Below are 18,972 nucleotides of genomic sequence, written 5' to 3' on the forward strand. Positions count from 1 at the left end.
CACAGTTTGTCCCTCAAGGCGCCCGAAAGCAGCACAATGATGTGATCATTGCCTCCAAGGCTGGTGCCTGGGCTGAACGAGCCCCCAAACCCAGATGCTCAGGTGCCAGCCGACCTATCGAGTTAACGACCTCATGCCCGTCCGCTCCCCCAAGCGGCGGGTATTTTTTTTGACTCTTCTCGGGCCTAGCGCTCGAAGGTCGCTGCGCCGAGGATCGGTCCGGGCAGGCCATTGCGCTCCTGCTGCACGATCACCGCAATGCCGCTATTGTGCTCGCGCAGCACTTCGGGCAGCGGCAGCTTGAGATTGGCGCCGGTCGCGCCCTCCCACATGCCCAGCACCTGTCGTCCGGTGACGACCTGGGTATAGACCATGGTCTTGCCGGCATTTTCGCCGCTATCGATGTTGACGTCGGCCCGGTCGAGATATGTCACCATCCAGACTACCGCATCATCCATGTTGGCTTTGGGCGGAATGGCGATCTTGAGCATGTCGCCCTGATGCACGATGTCGACCGACAGCGGCAGGCTGGCGCCATCGAGGGCGCCATGCACCTCGTTGCGGCGTGACCCCACCACGGCCTTGGCGCCATTAACCACCATTTGCGGCGTATAAATGCGCGAGGAGCCCCAGCTCTTGGCATAGTCGCGCTGGCGATCGGAATAGACAGCATCGCCAAAGGTATCTTCCCAGCCCACATAGTCCCAATAGTCGACGTGATAGGCCAGCGCCACGACGTCATCGGTGGTGGCCAGGCTCGTCAGCAGCGCATCGGCGGGGGGGCATTGGGCACAGCCCTGACTGGTGAACAGCTCCACAACGGCCTTGGGGTTCGCCTTGGTGCTGTCGGCACTGGCGGGGACGGCGACAAGTGCGAGGGCGGCACTGCCAAGGGCGAAAACGGTGGCAATGCTGAGAAGGGGTCTGAGCGTCATGGGCAAGGTTGTAAGCCGCCGCGACGGAAATTCGCCAGTCAAAAGAGGGTGAAAGCGGGTTTGGAGCCGTTTTGTGGTTTTTCCGGCCCGGTAGGCCTCGACGGCACAAAGAAAATGGCGGCCCCTTGGGACCGCCATACATTCTTCAAGGCAACAGCCGGATGGCTGACTTACGCGGCGACGAGGCTGCGCAGCACGTAATGCAGGATGCCGCCATTCTTGTAGTAGTCGAGCTCGTTGGCCGTATCGATGCGGCACAGCGTTTCGACATTGACCACCGAGCCATCGGCGCGCGTGATGCGGACATTGACCTTGGCGCGCGGCGCGATTTCGGTGACGCCGTCGATATCGATGGTTTCGGTGCCATCAAGACCCAGCGTCTGCCAGCTCTCGCCATCCTTGAACTGCAGCGGGATGACGCCCATGCCGACGAGGTTCGAACGGTGGATACGCTCGAACGACTGGGCAATAACGGCGCGCACGCCGAGCAGATTGGTGCCCTTGGCAGCCCAGTCACGGCTGGAGCCGGTACCATATTCCTTGCCGGCAAAGATCACCAGCGGCGTGCCGGCAGCCTGATAGGCCATGGCGGCATCGTAGATCGCCATCTGGCTGCCATCAGGGCCGCGGGTATAGCCGCCTTCGACGCCGGCCAGCATCTGGTTCTTGATGCGGATATTGGCGAAGGTGCCGCGCATCATCACTTCATGGTTGCCGCGGCGGGCGCCATAGGAGTTGAAGTCACGCGGGGCGACCTGGCGCTCTTCCAGATACTTGCCCGCCGGGGTCGATGCCTTGAACGAGCCAGCCGGCGAAATGTGGTCGGTGGTGATCGAATCGAGGAACAGCGCCAGCACCTTTGCCTTCTCGACATTGGTGACGGGTTTGGGTTCCATGGTCAGGCCTTCGAAGTAAGGCGGGTTCTGCACATAGGTCGAAGCCGAGTTCCACTTGTAGGTCTCGCCGCCATCGACGGCGATGCCCTGCCAGTTGGTGTCGCCCTTGAAGACGTCGGAATATCGGCCCTGGAACATTTCCTTGGTGACGTGCTGGCGCACGATCTCGGCCACTTCCTGGTTCGAGGGCCAGATGTCCTTCAGATAGACCGGCTTGCCATCCTTGGAGGTGCCGATCGGATCCTTGGTGATGTCGATCTTCATCGAACCGGCAATGGCATAGGCCACGACCAGCGGCGGAGAGGCGAGGAAGTTCGCCTTCACGTCGGGGTTCACGCGGCCTTCGAAGTTGCGGTTGCCCGAGAGCACCGAAGCGGCGACGAGATCGCCCGACTGCACGGCCTTGGAGATTTCGACCGGCAGCGGACCCGAATTGCCAATACAGGTGGTGCAGCCATAACCGACAAGGTTGAAGCCGATGGCGTCGAGGTCTTCCGATAGGCCAGCGCTATCGAGATAGTCGGTGACGACCTGCGAACCGGGGGCCAGCGAGGTCTTGACCCAGGGCTTGGAGTCGAGGCCGAGCGCGCGCGCCTTGCGGGCCACGAGACCGGCAGCGACCAGCACCGAGGGGTTGGACGTGTTGGTGCACGAGGTGATGGCGGCGATCACAACGTCGCCATGGCCGATCGTGTAGTCGGCGCCTTCGACCTGGACCTTGGGATCATCGGTCTTGCCGAATTCCTTGGGCAAGGCGGCGGCGAAAGCAGCCTTGGCATTGTCGAGCGCGATACGGTCCTGCGGGCGCTTGGGGCCCGAGATCGAGGGCACGACGGTGGTGAGGTCGAGTTCGAGCGTCGAGGTGAAAACCGGGTCGGGCGAATTGGTTTCGCGGAACATGCCCTGGGCCTTGGAATAGGCCTCCACCAGCGCCACGCGGTCTTCGGCGCGGCCCGACGTGGTCAGGTATTTCAGCGTATCGGCATCGACCGGGAAATAGCCGCAGGTCGCGCCATATTCCGGCGCCATGTTGGCGATGGTCGCCTGGTCTTCGAGGCTGAGATAGTCGAGGCCCGGGCCGTAGAATTCCACGAACTTGCCGACCACGCCCTTCTTGCGCAGCATCTCGGTAACGGTGAGCACGAGGTCGGTGGCGGTTATGCCTTCGTTGATCTTGCCCGTGAGCTTGAAGCCCACGACTTCGGGGATCAGCATGGTGATCGGCTGGCCGAGCATGGCGGCTTCCGCTTCGATGCCACCCACGCCCCAGCCCAGCACGGCCATGCCGTTGACCATGGTGGTGTGCGAGTCGGTGCCCACGAGCGTATCGGGATAGGCGACGGTTTCGCCATTCTCGTCCTTGGTCCAGACGGTCTGGGCCAGGTATTCGAGGTTCACCTGGTGGCAGATGCCGGTGCCCGGGGGCACGACGCGGAAATTGTCGAAGGCCGACTGGCCCCAGCGCAGGAATTCATAGCGTTCGCCATTGCGCTCATATTCGAGCTCGACGTTCTGGCCGAACGAGGTCGGGGTGCCGAAGCTGTCGACCATCACCGAGTGGTCGATGACCAGGTCGACCGGAACCAGCGGGTTGATCTTCTGCGGATTGGCGCCGAGCTTGGCGGTGGCATCGCGCATGGCGGCAAGGTCGACCACGGCGGGCACGCCGGTGAAGTCCTGCATCAGCACGCGGGCCGGACGGTAGGATATTTCATGTTCGGACGTGCGGGTGGTCAGCCAAGTAGCGACGGCCTCGATGTCGGCCTTGGTCACCGTACGGTTGTCCTCGAAACGCAGCAGGTTCTCCAGCACCACCTTCATCGAATGGGGCAAGCTCGACACGCCCTTGAGGCCATTCTTCTCGGCTTCGGCGATCGAGTAATACGTGTAGGTCTTGCCGCCGACCACCAGGGTCGATTTCGACTTGAAGCTGTTTACCGAGGTCATGGTTTCCGCCCTATTCTTTACAGTTACGACAGGCGCGCCGGCCCGGACAAAATGCCCGAAATCCGCTCGACAGCGCCGCCTTTCCTGGAATGAGTCCAATCTGTCTGGGTTTATAGAGAAAGACGAATGGGCTTGCCAGCCCGACCTTCCCTTCAATACGAGATGGGGTCATGACTGATCGGCAAGTCTTTTCCCCGCTGACGCTGCGCGTCCATGGCCTCGTTTGCGGCCGTGGCGGCATGGCGCTCGCCCATAATTTGAACTTCACCGCCAGCGCCGGGCAATGCCTGCTGCTGCGCGGCCCCAATGGCACCGGCAAGACCACCCTGCTGCTGACCCTGGCCGGGATCGTCGCGCCCCTGGGCGGCAGTTTCCGCTTCGAGGGCGGCGAGGAGGATGCGCCGGTGCTGCATTATTGCGGCCACCGCAACGCCATCAAGCCGCGCCTCAGCGTCAGCGAAAACCTGGCCTTTTGGGCGGCGGCCAATGGCCCCAACGGCATGTCCACTGCCGAAGCGCTCGACATGGTGGGGCTCGGCCATATTGCGGGGCTCGATGCGGGGCACCTGTCGGCTGGGCAATCGCGCCGGCTGGCACTGGGGCGGCTGCTGGTCAGCTACCGCCCGCTCTGGCTGCTCGACGAACCCACTGCGGCCCTCGACGTGGAAGGCCACGACCTGGTGACACGCTTGCTCAACCGGCATCTGGACATGGGCGGCATGGCGCTGGCGGCAACGCATGACCCGATCACCCTGCCCGATCCCAACCGCATGGAAACCCTTGTGCTGGGGGCGCCACGATGACCGCTTTTGGCGCCATGCTGGCGCGTGACCTCAAACTGTCGCTGCGCGGCGGCGGCGACCTGCTGACGCTGGTGCTGTTCTTCGTCATTGTCGGGGCCATCGTGCCCTTTGCCGTGGGACCCGACAAAGCCCTGCTCGCCACCATCGCCCCGGGCGTGGTGTGGATCGCCGCATTCCTCGCCATGCTGCTCGGGCTCGACCGGCTGTTCCGCCCCGACCATGAAGATGGCTCGCTGATCCTGCTGCGACAGGCCGAATTGCCGCTCAGCGCCATTGTTGCCGCAAAATTGATCGTGCACTGGCTGGTCGCAGCCCTGCCCCTGATCATTGCCAGCCCGATCCTGGCAGTGCTGCTGGCCATGGACCTCGACGCCTTCTGGCGCACGGTGCTGTCCCTGCTGCTCGGCACGCCGGCTTTGGCGGCCTTTGGCGCCATCGGCGCAGCGATTACCGTGGCCATTCGGCGGGGCGGGCTGATCGCGCCGATCCTGATTGCGCCCCTATCGATTCCCGTGTTGATCTTTGGCGTCGGCAGCATTGCTGTAGGCCAGTCCAATGCCGCCATGCTGTTTCTTGCGGCATTGAGCCTCATGGCCGTTGCACTGGCTCCCTTCGCCGCCGCCCTTGCGATACGATCCAGCGAAGATTAGAGCCAATATCCATGAGCACTGACATCGAACCAAAACAAAGCTGGTGGAGCCGTATCGCCCATCCCGGCCAATTCGTCGCCTGGTCCCGGCACCTGCTGTGGCCGCTGACCATCGTCACCGTGGCCCTGTTCGCCATTGGACTGTGGTTTGCCTTCTTCAACTCCCCTGAAGACTACCAGATGGGCGACACGGTCCGGATCATGTATGTCCACGTGCCCTCCGCCTGGCTCAGCCAGTTCACCTATGTGATCATGACCTGCTCGGCCCTAGGAACGCTGGTCTGGCGCCATCCGCTGGCCGACGTTTCGATGAAGGCCGCCGCTCCGCTTGGCGCCCTGTTCACCGTGCTGGCGCTCTATACCGGCTCGCTCTGGGGCCGCCCGACCTGGGGCACCTTCTGGGAATGGGACGGCCGCATGACCTCGACGCTGGTCCTGCTGTTCATCTATCTCGGCATCATCGCGCTGTGGCGCGCCTTCGATGACCAGCTGCGCGCGGCCCGCATCGTGGCAGTGTTCACGCTTGTGGGCGCTGTTAACATTCCGATCATCAAGTTCTCCGTCGACTGGTGGAGCACCCTGCACCAGCCTGCCAGCGTGTTCCGTGCCGATGGCCCGACCATGCCCGGCTCGATCCTGGCACCGCTCTTCGTGATGTTCTTCGCCTTTACCTTCCTGCTGGTCACGCTGCAGCTCAAGGCCATGCATACCGAAATCAAGCGCCGCCGCGTCACCACGCTGGAACGGCGCCTCGCACAGGAGGCACGGCCATGATCGACCTGGGACCCCACGCCGTCTTCATCGTCATGAGCTATGTCGGGGTCTTCGGCGCGGTTGCCGCGCTGATCGCCTGGACGCTCTATGACGCCCGCGCCACCGCCAAAAAGCTTGAGGCGCTCGAAGCACGGCGGCCCGCACGGTGATGCGCTACGTCCTGTTCGGGCTGCCGCTGATCCTGCTGGTCGGGCTGGTGGCGATCTTCGCCGGCTCGATGAACCGCGACCCGAACCTCGTGCGCTCGGTGCTGATCGACAAGCCGGTGCCAGAATTCGCGCTGGCCGCGGTGCCTGACCTCGGCGTACCGGGCTTTGATACCGCCGCCCTCAAGGGCGAGGTCACCGTGGTCAATGTGTTTGCCAGCTGGTGCATTCCCTGCCGGGCCGAGCATCCGCTGCTGACGGCACTCAAGCAGGCCTCCGGCGTGCGCCTGTTCGGCATCAACCAGGCCGACGCCACCGAAAACGTGCGCGCCTTCCTCAATGAGCTGGGCAACCCCTATGACGCGGTCGGCGCCGACACCAATCGCCGTGTCTCGATCGACTGGGGCGTCTATGGCGTGCCCGAAACCTTCGTGGTCAATGCCGAGGGTGTCATCACCTTCAAGCATACCGGCCCCCTGAGCCCCGCCGATATCGAAGCCGAACTGGTACCGGCCATCGAGCGGGCGCGGAGCTGAGCCATGGCGGGCCGCACCGATACCGCACACCGCGTTATCGAGGCACCCGCCAGCGCCATCTACCGGGCCATGACCTCAGCCACAGCCCTGGAGCTTTGGCTCCCGCCCAGCGGCATGAGTGGGCAAATGTTGGCTTTCGAGCCACGCCCCGGCGGGCATTACCGCATGGCCCTGCGCTATGACGACAAGCAGATAGACGGCAAGAGCGGCGACAGCACCGATATCGTGGCCGTGCGCTTCGTCGTGCTGGTGCCGGACCAGAGCGTGGTGCAGGAAGTCGATTTCGTCGCCGATGACCCCCGCTTTGCCGGCACCATGACTATGCGCTGGCTGCTCGCCCCCGAGGGTACCGGCACCCGGGTCACCATCATCGCCGAGAATGTGCCCGAGGGCATCAGCGCGGCGGATCACGCCGAAGGATTTGCCGCCTCGCTGCAGAATCTTGCGGACTATGTCGTCGCCGACCCGTGAATATGCATTCTGTTCAGATAGCGTTCAGCATAGCGGCGGCATGGTCGGGATCACTGCTACCGACTGAAAGCCTATCCATGCTGACTGGACTGATCCGATTTGCCAAAGACGATGCTGGCGTGACACCCGTAGAATATGGCCTGATCGCTGCGATCCTGGCCGTTGTCATGACCGTTGCCGTCTCGGCTGCCGGATACAGCCTGGCGGATTTCGTCGGCTAGAATCAGAAGTCGCTGGTCAACCCCTTAATTTCCCAGTCGCCATAACGCCCAGGCTCGAGCCCGCCCCGGCCGCCCTGCTCCTTGGGCGCAAAGGCGGTCTTGGCGTCGATTGCCCTGCGGCGTTCCTCGGCCTCGGCCAGGGCGCGCTTGGCCGCTTCGCTCAGCGGCGGGCGCGGGGCTTCCACAGCCTCTTCCGGGATCTGTTGGGGCGTTTCGTCTTCGCTCATACCGTCTTCACCATTGCGATTTGGCGTTCCCGCTTGCATGGAACCCTTGGGCACACAACATAATTGCTCGAGAACACGAACCCAAGGGCTCCCAATGTTCAATACGCTTCGCACGGCCATCCTGCTCGCGGCGCTGACCGCGCTGTTCATGGTGGTGGGCTATTTTATCGGCGGCACGGGCGGCATGGTGGTGGCCTTCGGCTTTGCCGTGGTGACCAACCTGTTCAGCTACTGGAACTCCGACAAGATGGTGCTGCGCATGCAGAACGCCGTGCCGGTCGAGCGCAGCCGCGTGCCCGAGCTCTATGACATGGTCGATACCCTGTCGCGCCGCGCCGGCCTGCCGACCCCGGCCGTCTATGTGATCCAGACCGATCAGCCAAATGCCTTCGCCACGGGGCGCAACCCGCAGAACGCCGCCGTCGCGGTGTCGACCGGCCTGCTGCAGACGCTGGAAACCCGCGAAGTCGCGGCAGTCGTGGCCCACGAACTGGCCCATATCCGCAATCGCGACACGCTGACCATGACAATCACCGCTACCTTTGCCGGTGCGATTTCCGCGCTGGCGCAGTTTGGCCTGTTCTTTGGCGGCGGCAATAATCGCGACAATCCGCTGGGCGGCATCGGTGCGCTGCTGATGGTGTTCCTGGCGCCCGTCGCCGCCATGCTGGTGCAGATGGCGGTGAGCCGCACCCGCGAATACGAGGCCGACAAGCTGGGCGCTGAGATCGCCAACGACCCGCTGGCTCTGGCGTCGGCCCTGCAGAAAATCGCCGGCTATGCCAGCCGCGAGGTCAATGTCGCGGCCGAACGCAACCCGGCCATGGCCCATATGTACATCATCAATCCCCTGTCGGGGCAGCGTATGGACAACCTGTTTTCCACCCATCCTGACACCGGCAACCGCATTGATGCGCTGCGCAGGCTTGCAGCGGAGATGAGCGTGGATGATAAGGGCCGCAGGCCTCAGCCTCGCCCGCAACCGGATTCGACCGGTCGCGATATCGGTGGCGGCTGGCGCGTGCCGACCGTCGGACGAACCGACGAGGACGGCGGACAACGCGGTCCCTGGGGATAGTAACAAGCGTGGCGCATAACAAACCTGATCCGGCGGGGCTCAAGCTCCGCCTTATTGCCGCACAGCGGCTCAAGGACGTTCTCGCGGGCGACAACTTTTCGCCCCTGACCGCGGCCGAGCTGGCCGACGGGCGCGACCGCGCGCTGGCCAACCGGCTGATCACCACCGCCCTGCGCCGCCAGGGCCAGCTCAATTTCATCATCCATGCGCTGCTCGACAAGGGCATGCCCGGCAAGTCCGGCAGCTTTGAAGCGGTGCTGCGGCTGAGCCTGGCGCAGCTGGTCTTCCTGCCCGATCTGGGCGCCCACAGCGCGCTGTTCCTCGCCGTTGAAGCCATCAAGCGCGATCCCAAGGCGCGCCATCTCAGCGGGTTGATGAATGCGGTGCTGCGCAGCGCCCAGGCCAATTCGGCCAAGTTCGGCATGCTGAGCGACGACCTCCTGATCCCCGACACTTTTGGCGACACTTGGCTGGACGCCTATGGCGAAGAGGCCATCAGCGGCTTTTCGCGCGCCCTGCTGGCCGGTGCGCCGCTCGACCTCACCCTCAAGACCGACGATGCCGGGCTGATCGACGCGCTGGGCGCGCAGCCCATCATGGCCGATACCGTGCGCATCGAGCAGCGCGACCGGCCGGTGGAGGCCCTGCCCGGCTATGACAGCGGCGACTGGTGGGTGCAGGATGCGGCATCGGCCATTCCGGCGCGCCTGCTTGGCGCCAAGGCCGGCGGCCGCGTGCTCGACCTCTGCGCCGCCCCTGGCGGCAAGACCGCCCAGCTGATCAAGGCCGGCTATACCGTCACCGCGCTCGACAGCGACGCCAACCGCATGGCGCGCCTGCAGGACAACCTCAAGCGCCTCAACTACGAGGCCGAGACCGTCGTCGCCGACGCCGCCAATTTCGCGCCGGTATCGGCCTTTGATGGCGTGCTGCTCGATGCACCCTGCTCGGCCACCGGCACGTTCCGCCGCCATCCCGAAGTGATCTGGCACCGCTCGGCCAATGACGTGGCCGGCCGCGTGCGCCTGCAGCGGGCACTGCTGGCAAACGCCTTTCGTTGCATTGAACCCGATGGCGTGCTCGTCTATTGCGTCTGCTCGCTCGAACCGGCCGAAGGCGAGGAACAGGTCGATTGGGCGCTTGATTCGCTGCCCGGTCTCGAGCTTTGGCCGGTCGCGCCGGACGAAATGCCTGGACTGGAAAGCGCCGTCACCGCGCGCGGCCTGGTCCGTACCCATCCGGGCATGGCACCGGGCGGGCACGAAGGTGGCATGGATGGGTTTTTCGTGGCGCGGTTTCGGCGCCGCTGACAATATGCAAGGGCGCTGTTGGGGGACAGCGCCGAACTAGGAATGGGTCTTTTGACGGGCAAATATAAGACAACGCTGGCGCACCCCGCGCGGCGGGAGCGGGCGCGCTGATGGCGCGGTCGCTGGCCCATAGCCTGCGCCGGCTGGCGCTTGGTCTGGCCGATGGTGTCGTCACCCTGCCCATCATGCGCTGGACCTGGCGGGGCCTGGCCGACAATGCCTATGCCCGCGAACTCCCCGAATTCCGCCCGCCGGACCGCGAGGCCGTGCGCGAAATGATGGCCGGCCGCTACCTGCTGGCCAGCAAGCTCGTCGAAACCGGCGGCGCCTCGCCCTTCAGTCTCGATGTCGACCACCTGGACTGGTGGCTGAACCTGCATGGTTTCTCCTGGATGCGCCATTTCCGCGACGTCCGCGACCCCGGCGAGCGCGGCTTTGCCCGCATGCTGGTGCTCGACTGGATCGGCCGGGAAGGCCAGTTCCAGCATCAGACCTGGGCCCCGGCCCTCACTGCACAACGCGTACTGAACTGGCTGCGCCACCTGCCCCTGCTGCTCGAAGGCGCCACCGGCCCCGAAGCCAAGACCATCCAGCGCGCCCTGGGCGCGCAAGTTCAGAGCCTCAAGGTGCGCGCGCCGCTTGCCAGCGATCCGGTCGATGCGCTGTTTGCCGCCATCGCCCTGCTGGGGGCCGAATATTGCGACCAGGACGACAAGGCCGACGTGCCGCGCCGGGTCGAAAAGCTCAATGCCCAACTGGCCACCCAGCTCGACAGCGACGGCCTGCATCTCTCGCGCAATCCGCGCCTGCAGCTCCACCTGCTGGTGGAGCTGGTCAGCGTCCGCCGGGTTGCCGGCACGGTCAAATCCGAGGCCGCCAACGAATTGGCGGCGCAGATCGACCGCATGCATGAAAGCCTTGATGCGCTGACGCTTTCCAGCGGCGAACCCGTCTATTTCAACGGCTGCGGACAGCTGCCGCATGACGTGCTGATCGCCATCCAGGCCAATGGTCCCGCACGCAAGCGTCGCTCGGCGCTCTTGGGCGGCTACGGCATCCTGCGCGACGGCGAGGCCGTGGTGGTGGCCGATTCCGGCCTGCTGCCCAAGCCCGGTTACGACGGCGATATCCACGCCAGCGCATTGGCGCTCGAATTCTCTCATGGGAGCGAGCTGATCTTGGGCTCCTGCGGGCCCGCGCCATCTGACCTGCCGGACAGCAAGGCACTGTTTCGCCAGGGCATTGCCCATTCGGCGCCCACCATCGACGCCGAGGATGCCCCGGGCGCCACAGCGCCGGTGATGAATTTTGATCCGGTCGACCATAACCTGACGCTGCGCACCAGCGGTTATGCCAAGCCCTTCGGCGTGGAAATCGAGCGGCGGGTGACGCTGCTGTCAGCGGGCACCACCCTGGTCGGTCAGGACCAGCTGATCGCCACCGGCACGCCATCTGGCCTTTTGGCCATCCGCTTCCACCTGGCGCCGGGCGTCATGGTGCGGCGCAATCGCGGCGAAGGCATAGTGCGGCTGGTGCTGCCCAACGGCGCGGTATGGAGCTTCCTGTGGGAAGGCGCCAGTTTCCGCGAAGAGGAAAGCGTGCGCCAGTCGGCCTATCTGGGCTTTCACAAGACGCGTCAGCTGGTGCTGGAAACCGACGTGACCGCCAATGGCGAAGTCGCCTGGATCTTTACGCTCGAACAGAGCTGAGACACGCCGTAAGGCCGAGGAGGCGCTGACCAGCACCTCTGCTGCCTAGCGACCTGCCCACGCAATGCTGCAATCCCGGTTTCCGGGTTGGCGCAGGGCCCGCTTCGTGCTAGCGAGCGCGCAAATCCACATCACAGGCGAGACATCCTCATGAGCAAGACGGTCAAGGTCGGGCGGGCGCTGCTTTCGGTATTCGACAAGGCGGGCGTGGCGGACTTCGCCAAGGGGCTTAGCGCCGCAGGGGTGGAGCTGGTCTCTACCGGCGGCACCCACAAGCTGATCAAGGATGCGGGCCTGCCGGTCCGCGAGATTTCCGAATTGACCGGCTTCCCCGAAATGATGGATGGCCGCGTCAAGACGCTGCATCCCAAGGTGCATGGGGGCCTGCTGGCCGTGCGCGACAAGGCTGACCATGCCGCCTCGATGCAGGAGCACGAAATCGGCGCCATCGACTTGGTCGCGGTCAATCTCTACCCCTTCGAAAAGACCGTCGCCTCGGGCGCCAGCTATGACGAGATTATCGAGAATATCGACATTGGCGGTCCGGCCATGGTGCGCTCGGCGGCCAAGAACCACGCCTATGTAACCGTGGTCGTCGACCCCGCCGACTATCCGGAAATCCTCGCCGCCATCACCGAGACCGGCGGCGTGCCCTTCGCGCTGCGCCAGAAGCTCGCTGCCAAGGCCTATGCCCGCACCGCCGCCTATGACAGCGCCATTTCGACCTGGTTCGCTCAGGCGATCGACTATCCCGAAATCCCCTATCGCAGCTTTGCCGGCGAACTGCGCGAAGTCATGCGCTATGGCGAAAACCCGCATCAGTGGGCCGGTTTCTACAGCACTGGCGAGCAGCGCCCGGGCGTGGCCACCGCCACCCAGCTGCAGGGCAAGACGCTCAGCTACAACAATATCAACGATACCGATGCCGCCTTCGAGCTGGTCTCGGAATTCGACCCCGCGAAAGTGGCTGCCGTCGCCATCATCAAGCACGCCAATCCCTGTGGCGTGGCCGTCGCCCGTGACTTGACCACCGCCTATCACAATGCGCTGCGCACCGACCCGGTCTCGGCCTTTGGCGGCATCGTCGCCACCAATCGCGAGATCGACGCCGCCACCGCCACCGAAATCGTCAAGGTGTTCACCGAGGTGATCGTGGCCCCCTCGGCCACCCAGGAAGCCCAAGACATCATCGCCGCCAAGAAGAACCTGCGCCTGCTGCTGACTGGTGGCATTGCTGATCCCAAGGCCGACGGCCTGACCGTGAAGTCGGTGGCCGGGGGCCTGCTCGTGCAGTCTCGTGACAACCAGAATGTCGATGATTGCGACCTCAAGGTTGTGACCAAGCGCCAGCCCACCGCGACGGAAATGGCCGACCTGCGCCTCGCCGCCAAGGTTGCCAAGCACGTCAAGTCCAACGCCATCGTCTACGTCAAGGACGGCGCGACCGTGGGCATCGGTGCCGGGCAGATGTCGCGTGTCGATTCGGCCCGCACTGCCCACCGCAAGTCGATCGACGCAGCTGCTGCCGCCGGGATCGAAGGCGCGCTGACCGCAGGTTCGGTGGCCGCTTCGGACGCCTTCTTCCCCTTTGCCGACGGACTGGAGGCGCTGGTCGCCGCTGGCGCGACGGCGGTGATCCAGCCGGGCGGCTCGATGCGCGACGACGAAGTCATCGCCGCCGCCGATGCGGCCGGGATCGCCATGGTGATGACGGGCATGCGCCACTTCCGCCACTAGGCGAAAGCGGCTGATCCAACGTCGCAGAGCGACCCGGGCCTAGCGCTGGAACAGCCCGCGCGTCTTGCGGATGAGATGAACCGGTATCTCGGCCAAAGCCGGCTTGAGATCGTCGACGGCAAAGACCGACGAAACCGCGTGATCGAACAGCGACTGGCGGCCGGCATAGCCCAGCCCGCCAGTCCCAAGCAGCGATTGCAGCAGCGATAGAACGTTGGGCACCGGATGACGCCAGCTGGCGCCATAGCGCACTGGCCCGATGACCGGCTGCCGCCCCGTCGCCAGCGTTGCCGCCAGCACCGGAAAATCCAGCCCCGCTGCCGCGCCCAGGCCGATCCAGGCCCAGATGCGGGTATTGACGTCGAGCAGCTTGAGCCGGTCGTCACGCCGGTCGAGCTTGAACTCCACCTCGACCAGCCCGTGATAGTCGACCGCCTTGAGCAACCGGCGCGCCTCGTCGGCGACGCGTGGCAGGTCCACGGTCTCGACAAACGGACTGGTGCCGAACTCCGCCGGGAATTGGCGCGACCGCCGGGCGGTCAGCCCGCACAGTTCTCGGCCATGATCCCACAGCCCGGCATAGGAAAACTGCGTGGCGCCGTCGCCGGGAATCATCTCCTGCACCACGAAACCACGCGGGCCCATATAGTGCGTCGCCAGGGCAAACTTGCTGTCGTAGTCGGCGCGGCTATCCGCCCGCCAGGCCTTGGCCTTGGTCAACGGATTGACCTTTTCGGTCGAGGCGGGCTTGAGCACGACGGGAAAACGGATCTGATCCGCGCCGACCTGATGGGCGTCGCCATCCCAGTAAACCCGGGGGAAATCGAGGCCCAGTGCCTCGGCCAGCACGTAAAGGTGCCCCTTGTCGTTGAGCCGCTCGAGCACCTCCCAGGGCATGGTGACCTGCGCAAAGCGCCGTGACAGCAGCTCATGGTGCTGTGTGAGGAATTGCACCTCGTGGTCGCTGCTGGGCAGCACGACCCAGCCGTTCATGCCCAACCGGTCGCAGGTGGCGAGAAATTGTTCCAGTGCATCGGGCGCGCCGGGGCCCGCCCAGGGGATATGATGGGTCAGGTAGCGCGAATACTGCGCCGCCGTATGCTGGGTGCTGAAATAGGCGACCTTGATGCCCTGCCGTCCCAGGCTGCGCGCCGCTGCCAGACTGCCATAGGACCCGCCGAGGATAATGACCCCGGCAATACCGGTCGATAGATCTGACTTCTGGGCTGCAAGCGTCATCACGACTAGTCTGCCAATCGGGGACGGAACGGCCCGCCCCAGGTAAAACAACCCTGCTTAGCGCGCGGCTGTAAACAATCTATGAGCGGCAAGCCCCTGAAAAATGTCGCCGCGCCGACCGACAAGCTGCTGGGTCAGCCATCCCAGCCCGATGGCCCAGACCAGTTCGGCGACCAGCATGGCCAGCGCGATCCCCACCAGCCCCCAGAGCGGGGTCAGGATGGCCGAGAGCCCCACCAGCAGCACCACGGCCACCACGCAGAGCGCCGCACTGCGCACCTGATGGCCCCCCAGCGCCAGCAGGTGCCCGTTCATGCCGCCCATGACCCGCACCGATTGCCCGATGAGGAAGATGACCAGGGGCCAATAGCCCTGCACATAATCGGGCCCAAACAGGGCGAGCACGAAGGGTCCGAAGGCAATCGCCATCAGTGTCGTTGCCACCATGGTGCCCAGGCCCACCACATTGGTGCGCCACAGCAAGGCATCGGATTCGGTGCGGCTCATGCTCGACATGGCCGACACCAGATCGCGCAGCACGAAATGTTGGGAAGCGGAGCTGAAGAACCCGACCAGCGCTGCCACGCGCACTGCAACGCCCAGCACCGCCACCTGGCTTGGCGGCAGGAAGACGCCACCCACCAGCACCACGAGATCTGCAGTGGCCCCGGCCACCACCGTGACCATCAGCATGGCGGCCGCGCGGCGGCGATAGAAGGGGCGCAGGTCGCGCATCTGGTCGGACGTGGCGCGGGCAAAGGCATTGTCCCGGCCCATCAGCACGGCCTGCCCGGCCGCTACCACGACCGCGATCACCACCATGGCGATCAGCACATAATCGATATTGGAATTGAGCCCCAGCGCCACCAGAACGCCCAAGAACACCAGAAGCAGACCCGGCCGCACCACGAAATCAGGCACATAGGACAGGGCAAAGCGCTTCTGCGCATTGGCGGCGCTGTTGTTGAGGCGGATCATGGCCAGCGGAATGGCGGCGAGCACGCCATAGAGCACGGCCTTGGCAACGCCGTCCTCGAGCGGCAGCAGGAAGGTCAGGGGCGCCGCGACCAGGAACAGGACAATCAGCACTGCCATGTCGCGCCGGGCCGCCCACAAAAAAGCTTGCACCAGCCCCTCGCGCCCGAAGGCCCGGAAGCGCGCCAGATAGGTCAGGGCAATGGTGTGATAGCCGCCCGTGGCCAGCAGGCTGACGAAGGCGGTGACGCTCATGGCCAGGAAGGCCATGCCCACATCATGGGGCATGAAGGTGCGCGCCAGCACCAGTTGGCTCAAAAAGCCAAAGCCGGCCCCGGCCAGCCGGGCTCCCATGAGCCCGACAACCGCCATCAAGATACGCTTCATCGGCTCACTGCCTGTTTCAATCGGGCTGGCCCATCCGACGGACGACAGATCCCGTCCGGCCAGCGGCGGTGACTCTGACCCTCAGACGTGTCAAATCGGTTAAACCGCCGTGCCGATCGCCGCCAGGGGCCACCCGGACGAGCCGTACCGCCGAGTACGGTTGTGCTTGACCCCTGCGCCCTTTGGGGCTTAGAACCACTCCAAACTATTGATGCCGGAACACCCCGCTATGACCAAGGCCCGCACGCTCTACGACAAGATCTGGGACGACCATCTGGTCCAGAACAACGAGGATGGCACCTCGCTGATCTATATCGATCGGCACCTCGTGCACGAGGTTACCAGCCCCCAGGCCTTTGAAGGCCTGCGCATGAACAACCGCAAGGTGCGCCACCCCGAGCGCACGCTGGCCGTGGTCGATCACAACGTTCCCACCACCGACCGTTCGCTGCCCAATCCCGACCCGGAAAGCGCGATCCAGATTGCTGCTCTGGCCGAGAACACGCGCGATTTCGGCATCGAATATTTCGACCCCTTCGACAAGCGCCAGGGCATCGTGCATATCGTGGGCCCCGAGCAGGGCTTTACCCTGCCCGGCATGACCATCGTTTGCGGCGACAGCCACACCTCGACCCATGGCGCCTTTGGCGCGTTGGCGCATGGCATCGGCACCTCGGAAGTGGAACACGTTCTGGCCACCCAGACGCTGATCCAGCAGAAGGCCAAGAACATGCTGGTGCGTGTCGACGGCAAGCTGCCGCCCCATGTCACCGCCAAGGATATCATCCTGGCCATCATCGGCGAGATCGGCACGGCCGGCGGCAACGGCCACGTCATTGAATTCGCTGGCGAAGCCATCCAGTCGCTGTCGATGGAAGGCCGCATGACGGTCTGCAACATGACCATTGAAGGCGGCGCCCGCGCCGGCCTCATCGCGCCTGACGAAAAGACCTTCGAATACGTCAAGGGCCGCAACCGTGCGCCCACGGGCAAGGCCTGGGACATGGCGCTCGACTACTGGAAGACCCTCTATACCGACGAAGGCGCGGTCTATGACAAGGTCGTGATCCTCGACGCTGCCAAGCTGCCGCCGATCGTCTCCTGGGGCTCCTCGCCCGAAGACGTGATCTCGGTCACCGGCGCCGTGCCGAACCCCGACGAGATCACCGACGAGAACAAGCGGGCCTCCAAGTGGCGCGCGCTCGACTATATGGGCCTCAAGCCCGGCACCCCGATCACCGAGATCGGCGTCGACCGCGTGTTCATCGGCTCGTGCACCAATGGCCGCATCGAAGACCTGCGCGCCGCCGCAGCCGTCATCGGCGACCGCAAGGTCGCTTCCACGGTCAGCGCCATGGTCGTGCCTGGCTCGGGCCTAGTGAAGGATCAGGCGGAGGCCGAAGGCCTGCACACCATCTTCATCAATGCCGGCTTTGAATGGCGTGAGCCCGGCTGCTCGATGTGCCTGGCCATGAACCCGGACAAGCTCAAGCCGCAGGAGCGCTGTGCTTCGACCAGCAACCGCAACTTCGAAGGCCGCCAGGGCTTCAAGGGCCGCACCCACCTGGTGTCGCCTGCCATGGCAGCCGCGGCAGCGATTGCCGGCCACTTCGTCGACATCCGCGAGTGGCAGTAACCGCCAGCGATTGGGGCGCGCGGTTCGCGCCCACCCTTGACGATATCGAAGCGCTGGCGACCGAGGCGCTCAAGGCCCTGCCTGAGCCCTTCAAGTCGCTGGCCGCCGATGTCACCTGCTCGGTCGCCGAATTTGCCGAGGACGACGTTCTCGCCGGTTTCGGCATGGAAAGCCCTTTCGAGCTGATGGGGCTGTTCCACGGCATCGGCATGACCGAGGACGGCGCCACGCCCCAGACCGGGCAATTGCCCAATACGGTCTTCCTCTATCGCCGGGCAATCCTGGATTACTGGGCCGAGAATGACGACAATACGCTGGGCGAAGTCGTCACCCACGTGCTGATCCACGAACTGGGCCACCATTTCGGTTTTTCCGACGACGATATGGAAGCGATCGAGGCCGCGGCGGAAGAGGACTGAACCCGCCAGAATTAGGCTCGATAGACCAGTCACGTTAATCCGTTAAATCTTTGGATATCGTCTCACTGGGCGCAAAAACCCTATACTGCGCCCGTAAACGCCAAAGATGTGGGAACACGAACATGACTGTTAAGCCCAAGACAGCGCTTAAGATCGTGCAGCCTGAAATCGAACAGGTCGAAGCGATCTTGCATGATACCGCCCGGCAGGCTGCCCCGATGGTGCAGCGTCTCGCCACGCATCGCGACCGTATCGACCTGGCTGTGAAGGAACTGGAAAGCGAACGCTTTGAACTGATCTCGCGCCGCGACCTGCTGCGCCGTCAGGTTGAAGCTGTCGAGCAAGGCCTGGCCATGCATCTCGAAGACATCGAGGCCACCATGCGACTCTACGAAAGCGGGCTGAACTCGCTTCCGGCAAGCGCCTGATGCCTATCAGCCTGGCAGGCGGCGACCTGCATTTCTAGCTGCGTTCCACGAATTCGAACTCGGCCTCGTTGCCGCCTGCTTGATCGTCCGACACGCGCAGCGCCAGCTTGCCTTCGTCGAGCGCGGCGAACCATTCCTCCCAGCTCACCAGATGAAACCCGCCAATGCGGTCAGGACCTTCATTGCCGTCGGTATTGATGGCGTGCTGACCAAAGGTCAGTTGCAGCAGGGTTCGTATCCCCGTGCCATCGGGTGTATCCATCAGCATCGGATTGCCGCCACGGGCTTCGGCCCATTGGCGGATGTCTTCGCGTTTTGTCAGGGTCCTGGCCATGATCGGCATCCTTTATCGTCTACCCCAACAATCGCGCTGTGCAGCGTTGGTTCCGTGCTGGCGCACCGCAATTCCCAAGCCGCCCAACGCCTGCTAAGAAGCCCCAAACTCGCCG

20 protein-coding genes are annotated in these 18,972 nt (G+C 64.4%); 14 read left to right on the forward strand and 6 right to left on the reverse strand.

Annotated features, from left to right (window positions below; genetic code table 11):
• Positions 1-185: 185 nt before the first annotated feature.
• Together ACZ5WT_RS05555 and acnA are read right to left on the reverse strand one after the other, a co-directional pair.
• A complete protein-coding gene (locus tag ACZ5WT_RS05555) occupies positions 186-935 on the reverse strand; it encodes a DUF1223 domain-containing protein (protein ID WP_464286385.1) in 750 nt (249 codons plus the stop codon).
• A gap of 170 nt (positions 936-1,105) precedes the next feature.
• Positions 1,106-3,778 (reverse strand): aconitate hydratase AcnA, encoded by a 2,673-nt coding sequence (gene acnA, locus ACZ5WT_RS05560; protein WP_464286386.1) that lies wholly within the window; start codon positions 3,776-3,778, stop codon positions 1,106-1,108.
• Positions 3,779-3,948: 170 nt separating this feature from the next.
• On the opposite strand from acnA, the gene ccmA reads away from it, so the two are divergent.
• The 7 genes from ccmA to ACZ5WT_RS05595 all read left to right on the forward strand — a co-directional run bounded on the left by ccmA (position 3,949) and on the right by ACZ5WT_RS05595 (position 7,378).
• Positions 3,949-4,581 carry a heme ABC exporter ATP-binding protein CcmA gene (ccmA, locus tag ACZ5WT_RS05565; RefSeq protein ID WP_464286387.1) on the forward strand — a complete coding sequence of 211 codons (633 nt, stop codon included), beginning with the start codon at positions 3,949-3,951 and terminating at the stop codon, positions 4,579-4,581.
• Positions 4,578-5,231, forward strand: coding sequence for a heme exporter protein CcmB (gene ccmB, locus ACZ5WT_RS05570; protein WP_464286388.1), 654 nt, complete (start codon positions 4,578-4,580; stop codon positions 5,229-5,231). The genes ccmA and ccmB overlap by 4 nt, the downstream gene beginning before the upstream one ends.
• 11 nt (positions 5,232-5,242) lie before the next feature.
• A complete protein-coding gene (locus tag ACZ5WT_RS05575) occupies positions 5,243-6,004 on the forward strand; it encodes a heme ABC transporter permease (protein ID WP_464286389.1) in 762 nt (253 codons plus the stop codon).
• Positions 6,001-6,153, forward strand: coding sequence for a heme exporter protein CcmD (ccmD, locus tag ACZ5WT_RS05580; protein ID WP_464286390.1), 153 nt, complete (start codon positions 6,001-6,003; stop codon positions 6,151-6,153). The genes ACZ5WT_RS05575 and ccmD overlap by 4 nt, the downstream gene beginning before the upstream one ends.
• Positions 6,153-6,686: a DsbE family thiol:disulfide interchange protein gene (locus ACZ5WT_RS05585; RefSeq protein WP_464287153.1), complete on the forward strand. Its 534-nt coding sequence runs from the start codon at positions 6,153-6,155 to the stop codon at positions 6,684-6,686. Before ccmD ends, ACZ5WT_RS05585 begins: the two co-directional genes overlap by 1 nt.
• A 3-nt stretch (positions 6,687-6,689) precedes the next feature.
• Positions 6,690-7,157, forward strand: coding sequence for an SRPBCC domain-containing protein (locus tag ACZ5WT_RS05590; RefSeq protein ID WP_464286391.1), 468 nt, complete (start codon positions 6,690-6,692; stop codon positions 7,155-7,157).
• A gap of 77 nt (positions 7,158-7,234) precedes the next feature.
• Positions 7,235-7,378 carry a Flp family type IVb pilin gene (locus ACZ5WT_RS05595; RefSeq protein ID WP_464286392.1) on the forward strand — a complete coding sequence of 48 codons (144 nt, stop codon included), beginning with the start codon at positions 7,235-7,237 and terminating at the stop codon, positions 7,376-7,378.
• A 2-nt stretch (positions 7,379-7,380) separates the two neighbouring features.
• On the opposite strand, the gene ACZ5WT_RS05600 is transcribed toward ACZ5WT_RS05595, so the two are convergent.
• Positions 7,381-7,605 (reverse strand): DUF1674 domain-containing protein, encoded by a 225-nt coding sequence (locus ACZ5WT_RS05600; protein WP_464286393.1) that lies wholly within the window; start codon positions 7,603-7,605, stop codon positions 7,381-7,383.
• Positions 7,606-7,699: 94 nt separating this feature from the next.
• On the opposite strand from ACZ5WT_RS05600, the gene htpX reads away from it, so the two are divergent.
• The 4 genes from htpX to purH all read left to right on the forward strand — a co-directional run bounded on the left by htpX (position 7,700) and on the right by purH (position 13,439).
• Positions 7,700-8,683 (forward strand): zinc metalloprotease HtpX, encoded by a 984-nt coding sequence (gene htpX, locus ACZ5WT_RS05605; protein ID WP_464286394.1) that lies wholly within the window; start codon positions 7,700-7,702, stop codon positions 8,681-8,683.
• A gap of 8 nt (positions 8,684-8,691) precedes the next feature.
• A complete protein-coding gene (locus ACZ5WT_RS05610; protein WP_464286395.1) occupies positions 8,692-9,993 on the forward strand; it encodes an RsmB/NOP family class I SAM-dependent RNA methyltransferase in 1,302 nt (433 codons plus the stop codon).
• Positions 9,994-10,103: 110 nt separating this feature from the next.
• Complete coding sequence (locus tag ACZ5WT_RS05615; RefSeq protein ID WP_464286396.1) at positions 10,104-11,702, forward strand: heparinase II/III family protein; 1,599 nt, start codon at positions 10,104-10,106, stop codon at positions 11,700-11,702.
• A gap of 150 nt (positions 11,703-11,852) precedes the next feature.
• Positions 11,853-13,439, forward strand: coding sequence for a bifunctional phosphoribosylaminoimidazolecarboxamide formyltransferase/IMP cyclohydrolase (purH, locus tag ACZ5WT_RS05620; RefSeq protein ID WP_464286397.1), 1,587 nt, complete (start codon positions 11,853-11,855; stop codon positions 13,437-13,439).
• Between the two features lie 39 nt (positions 13,440-13,478).
• On the opposite strand, the gene ACZ5WT_RS05625 is transcribed toward purH, so the two are convergent.
• On the reverse strand, positions 13,479-14,681 hold the full coding sequence (locus tag ACZ5WT_RS05625; protein ID WP_464286398.1) for a carboxylate--amine ligase: 1,203 nt from the start codon (positions 14,679-14,681) through the stop codon (positions 13,479-13,481).
• Positions 14,682-14,735: 54 nt separating this feature from the next.
• Positions 14,736-16,040 (reverse strand): lipopolysaccharide biosynthesis protein, encoded by a 1,305-nt coding sequence (locus tag ACZ5WT_RS05630; protein WP_464286399.1) that lies wholly within the window; start codon positions 16,038-16,040, stop codon positions 14,736-14,738.
• A 229-nt stretch (positions 16,041-16,269) separates the two neighbouring features.
• Here ACZ5WT_RS05630 and leuC point away from each other — a divergent pair, with 229 nt between their 5' ends.
• The 3 genes from leuC to ACZ5WT_RS05645 all read left to right on the forward strand — a co-directional run bounded on the left by leuC (position 16,270) and on the right by ACZ5WT_RS05645 (position 18,523).
• The gene (leuC, locus tag ACZ5WT_RS05635; protein ID WP_464286400.1) at positions 16,270-17,676 is read left to right on the forward strand and encodes a 3-isopropylmalate dehydratase large subunit; all 1,407 of its coding nucleotides are present in this window, start codon (positions 16,270-16,272) and stop codon (positions 17,674-17,676) included.
• A complete protein-coding gene (locus ACZ5WT_RS05640) occupies positions 17,667-18,095 on the forward strand; it encodes a metallopeptidase family protein (RefSeq protein WP_464286401.1) in 429 nt (142 codons plus the stop codon). The genes leuC and ACZ5WT_RS05640 overlap by 10 nt, the downstream gene beginning before the upstream one ends.
• A gap of 122 nt (positions 18,096-18,217) precedes the next feature.
• Positions 18,218-18,523, forward strand: coding sequence for a hypothetical protein (locus tag ACZ5WT_RS05645; protein ID WP_464286402.1), 306 nt, complete (start codon positions 18,218-18,220; stop codon positions 18,521-18,523).
• A gap of 34 nt (positions 18,524-18,557) precedes the next feature.
• Here the strand turns inward: ACZ5WT_RS05645 and ACZ5WT_RS05650 are convergent, their stop codons facing one another.
• Positions 18,558-18,857 carry a hypothetical protein gene (locus ACZ5WT_RS05650; protein ID WP_464286403.1) on the reverse strand — a complete coding sequence of 100 codons (300 nt, stop codon included), beginning with the start codon at positions 18,855-18,857 and terminating at the stop codon, positions 18,558-18,560.
• Positions 18,858-18,972: the final 115 nt, after the last annotated feature.

The organism is Devosia sp. T2-14, assembly GCF_055397495.1.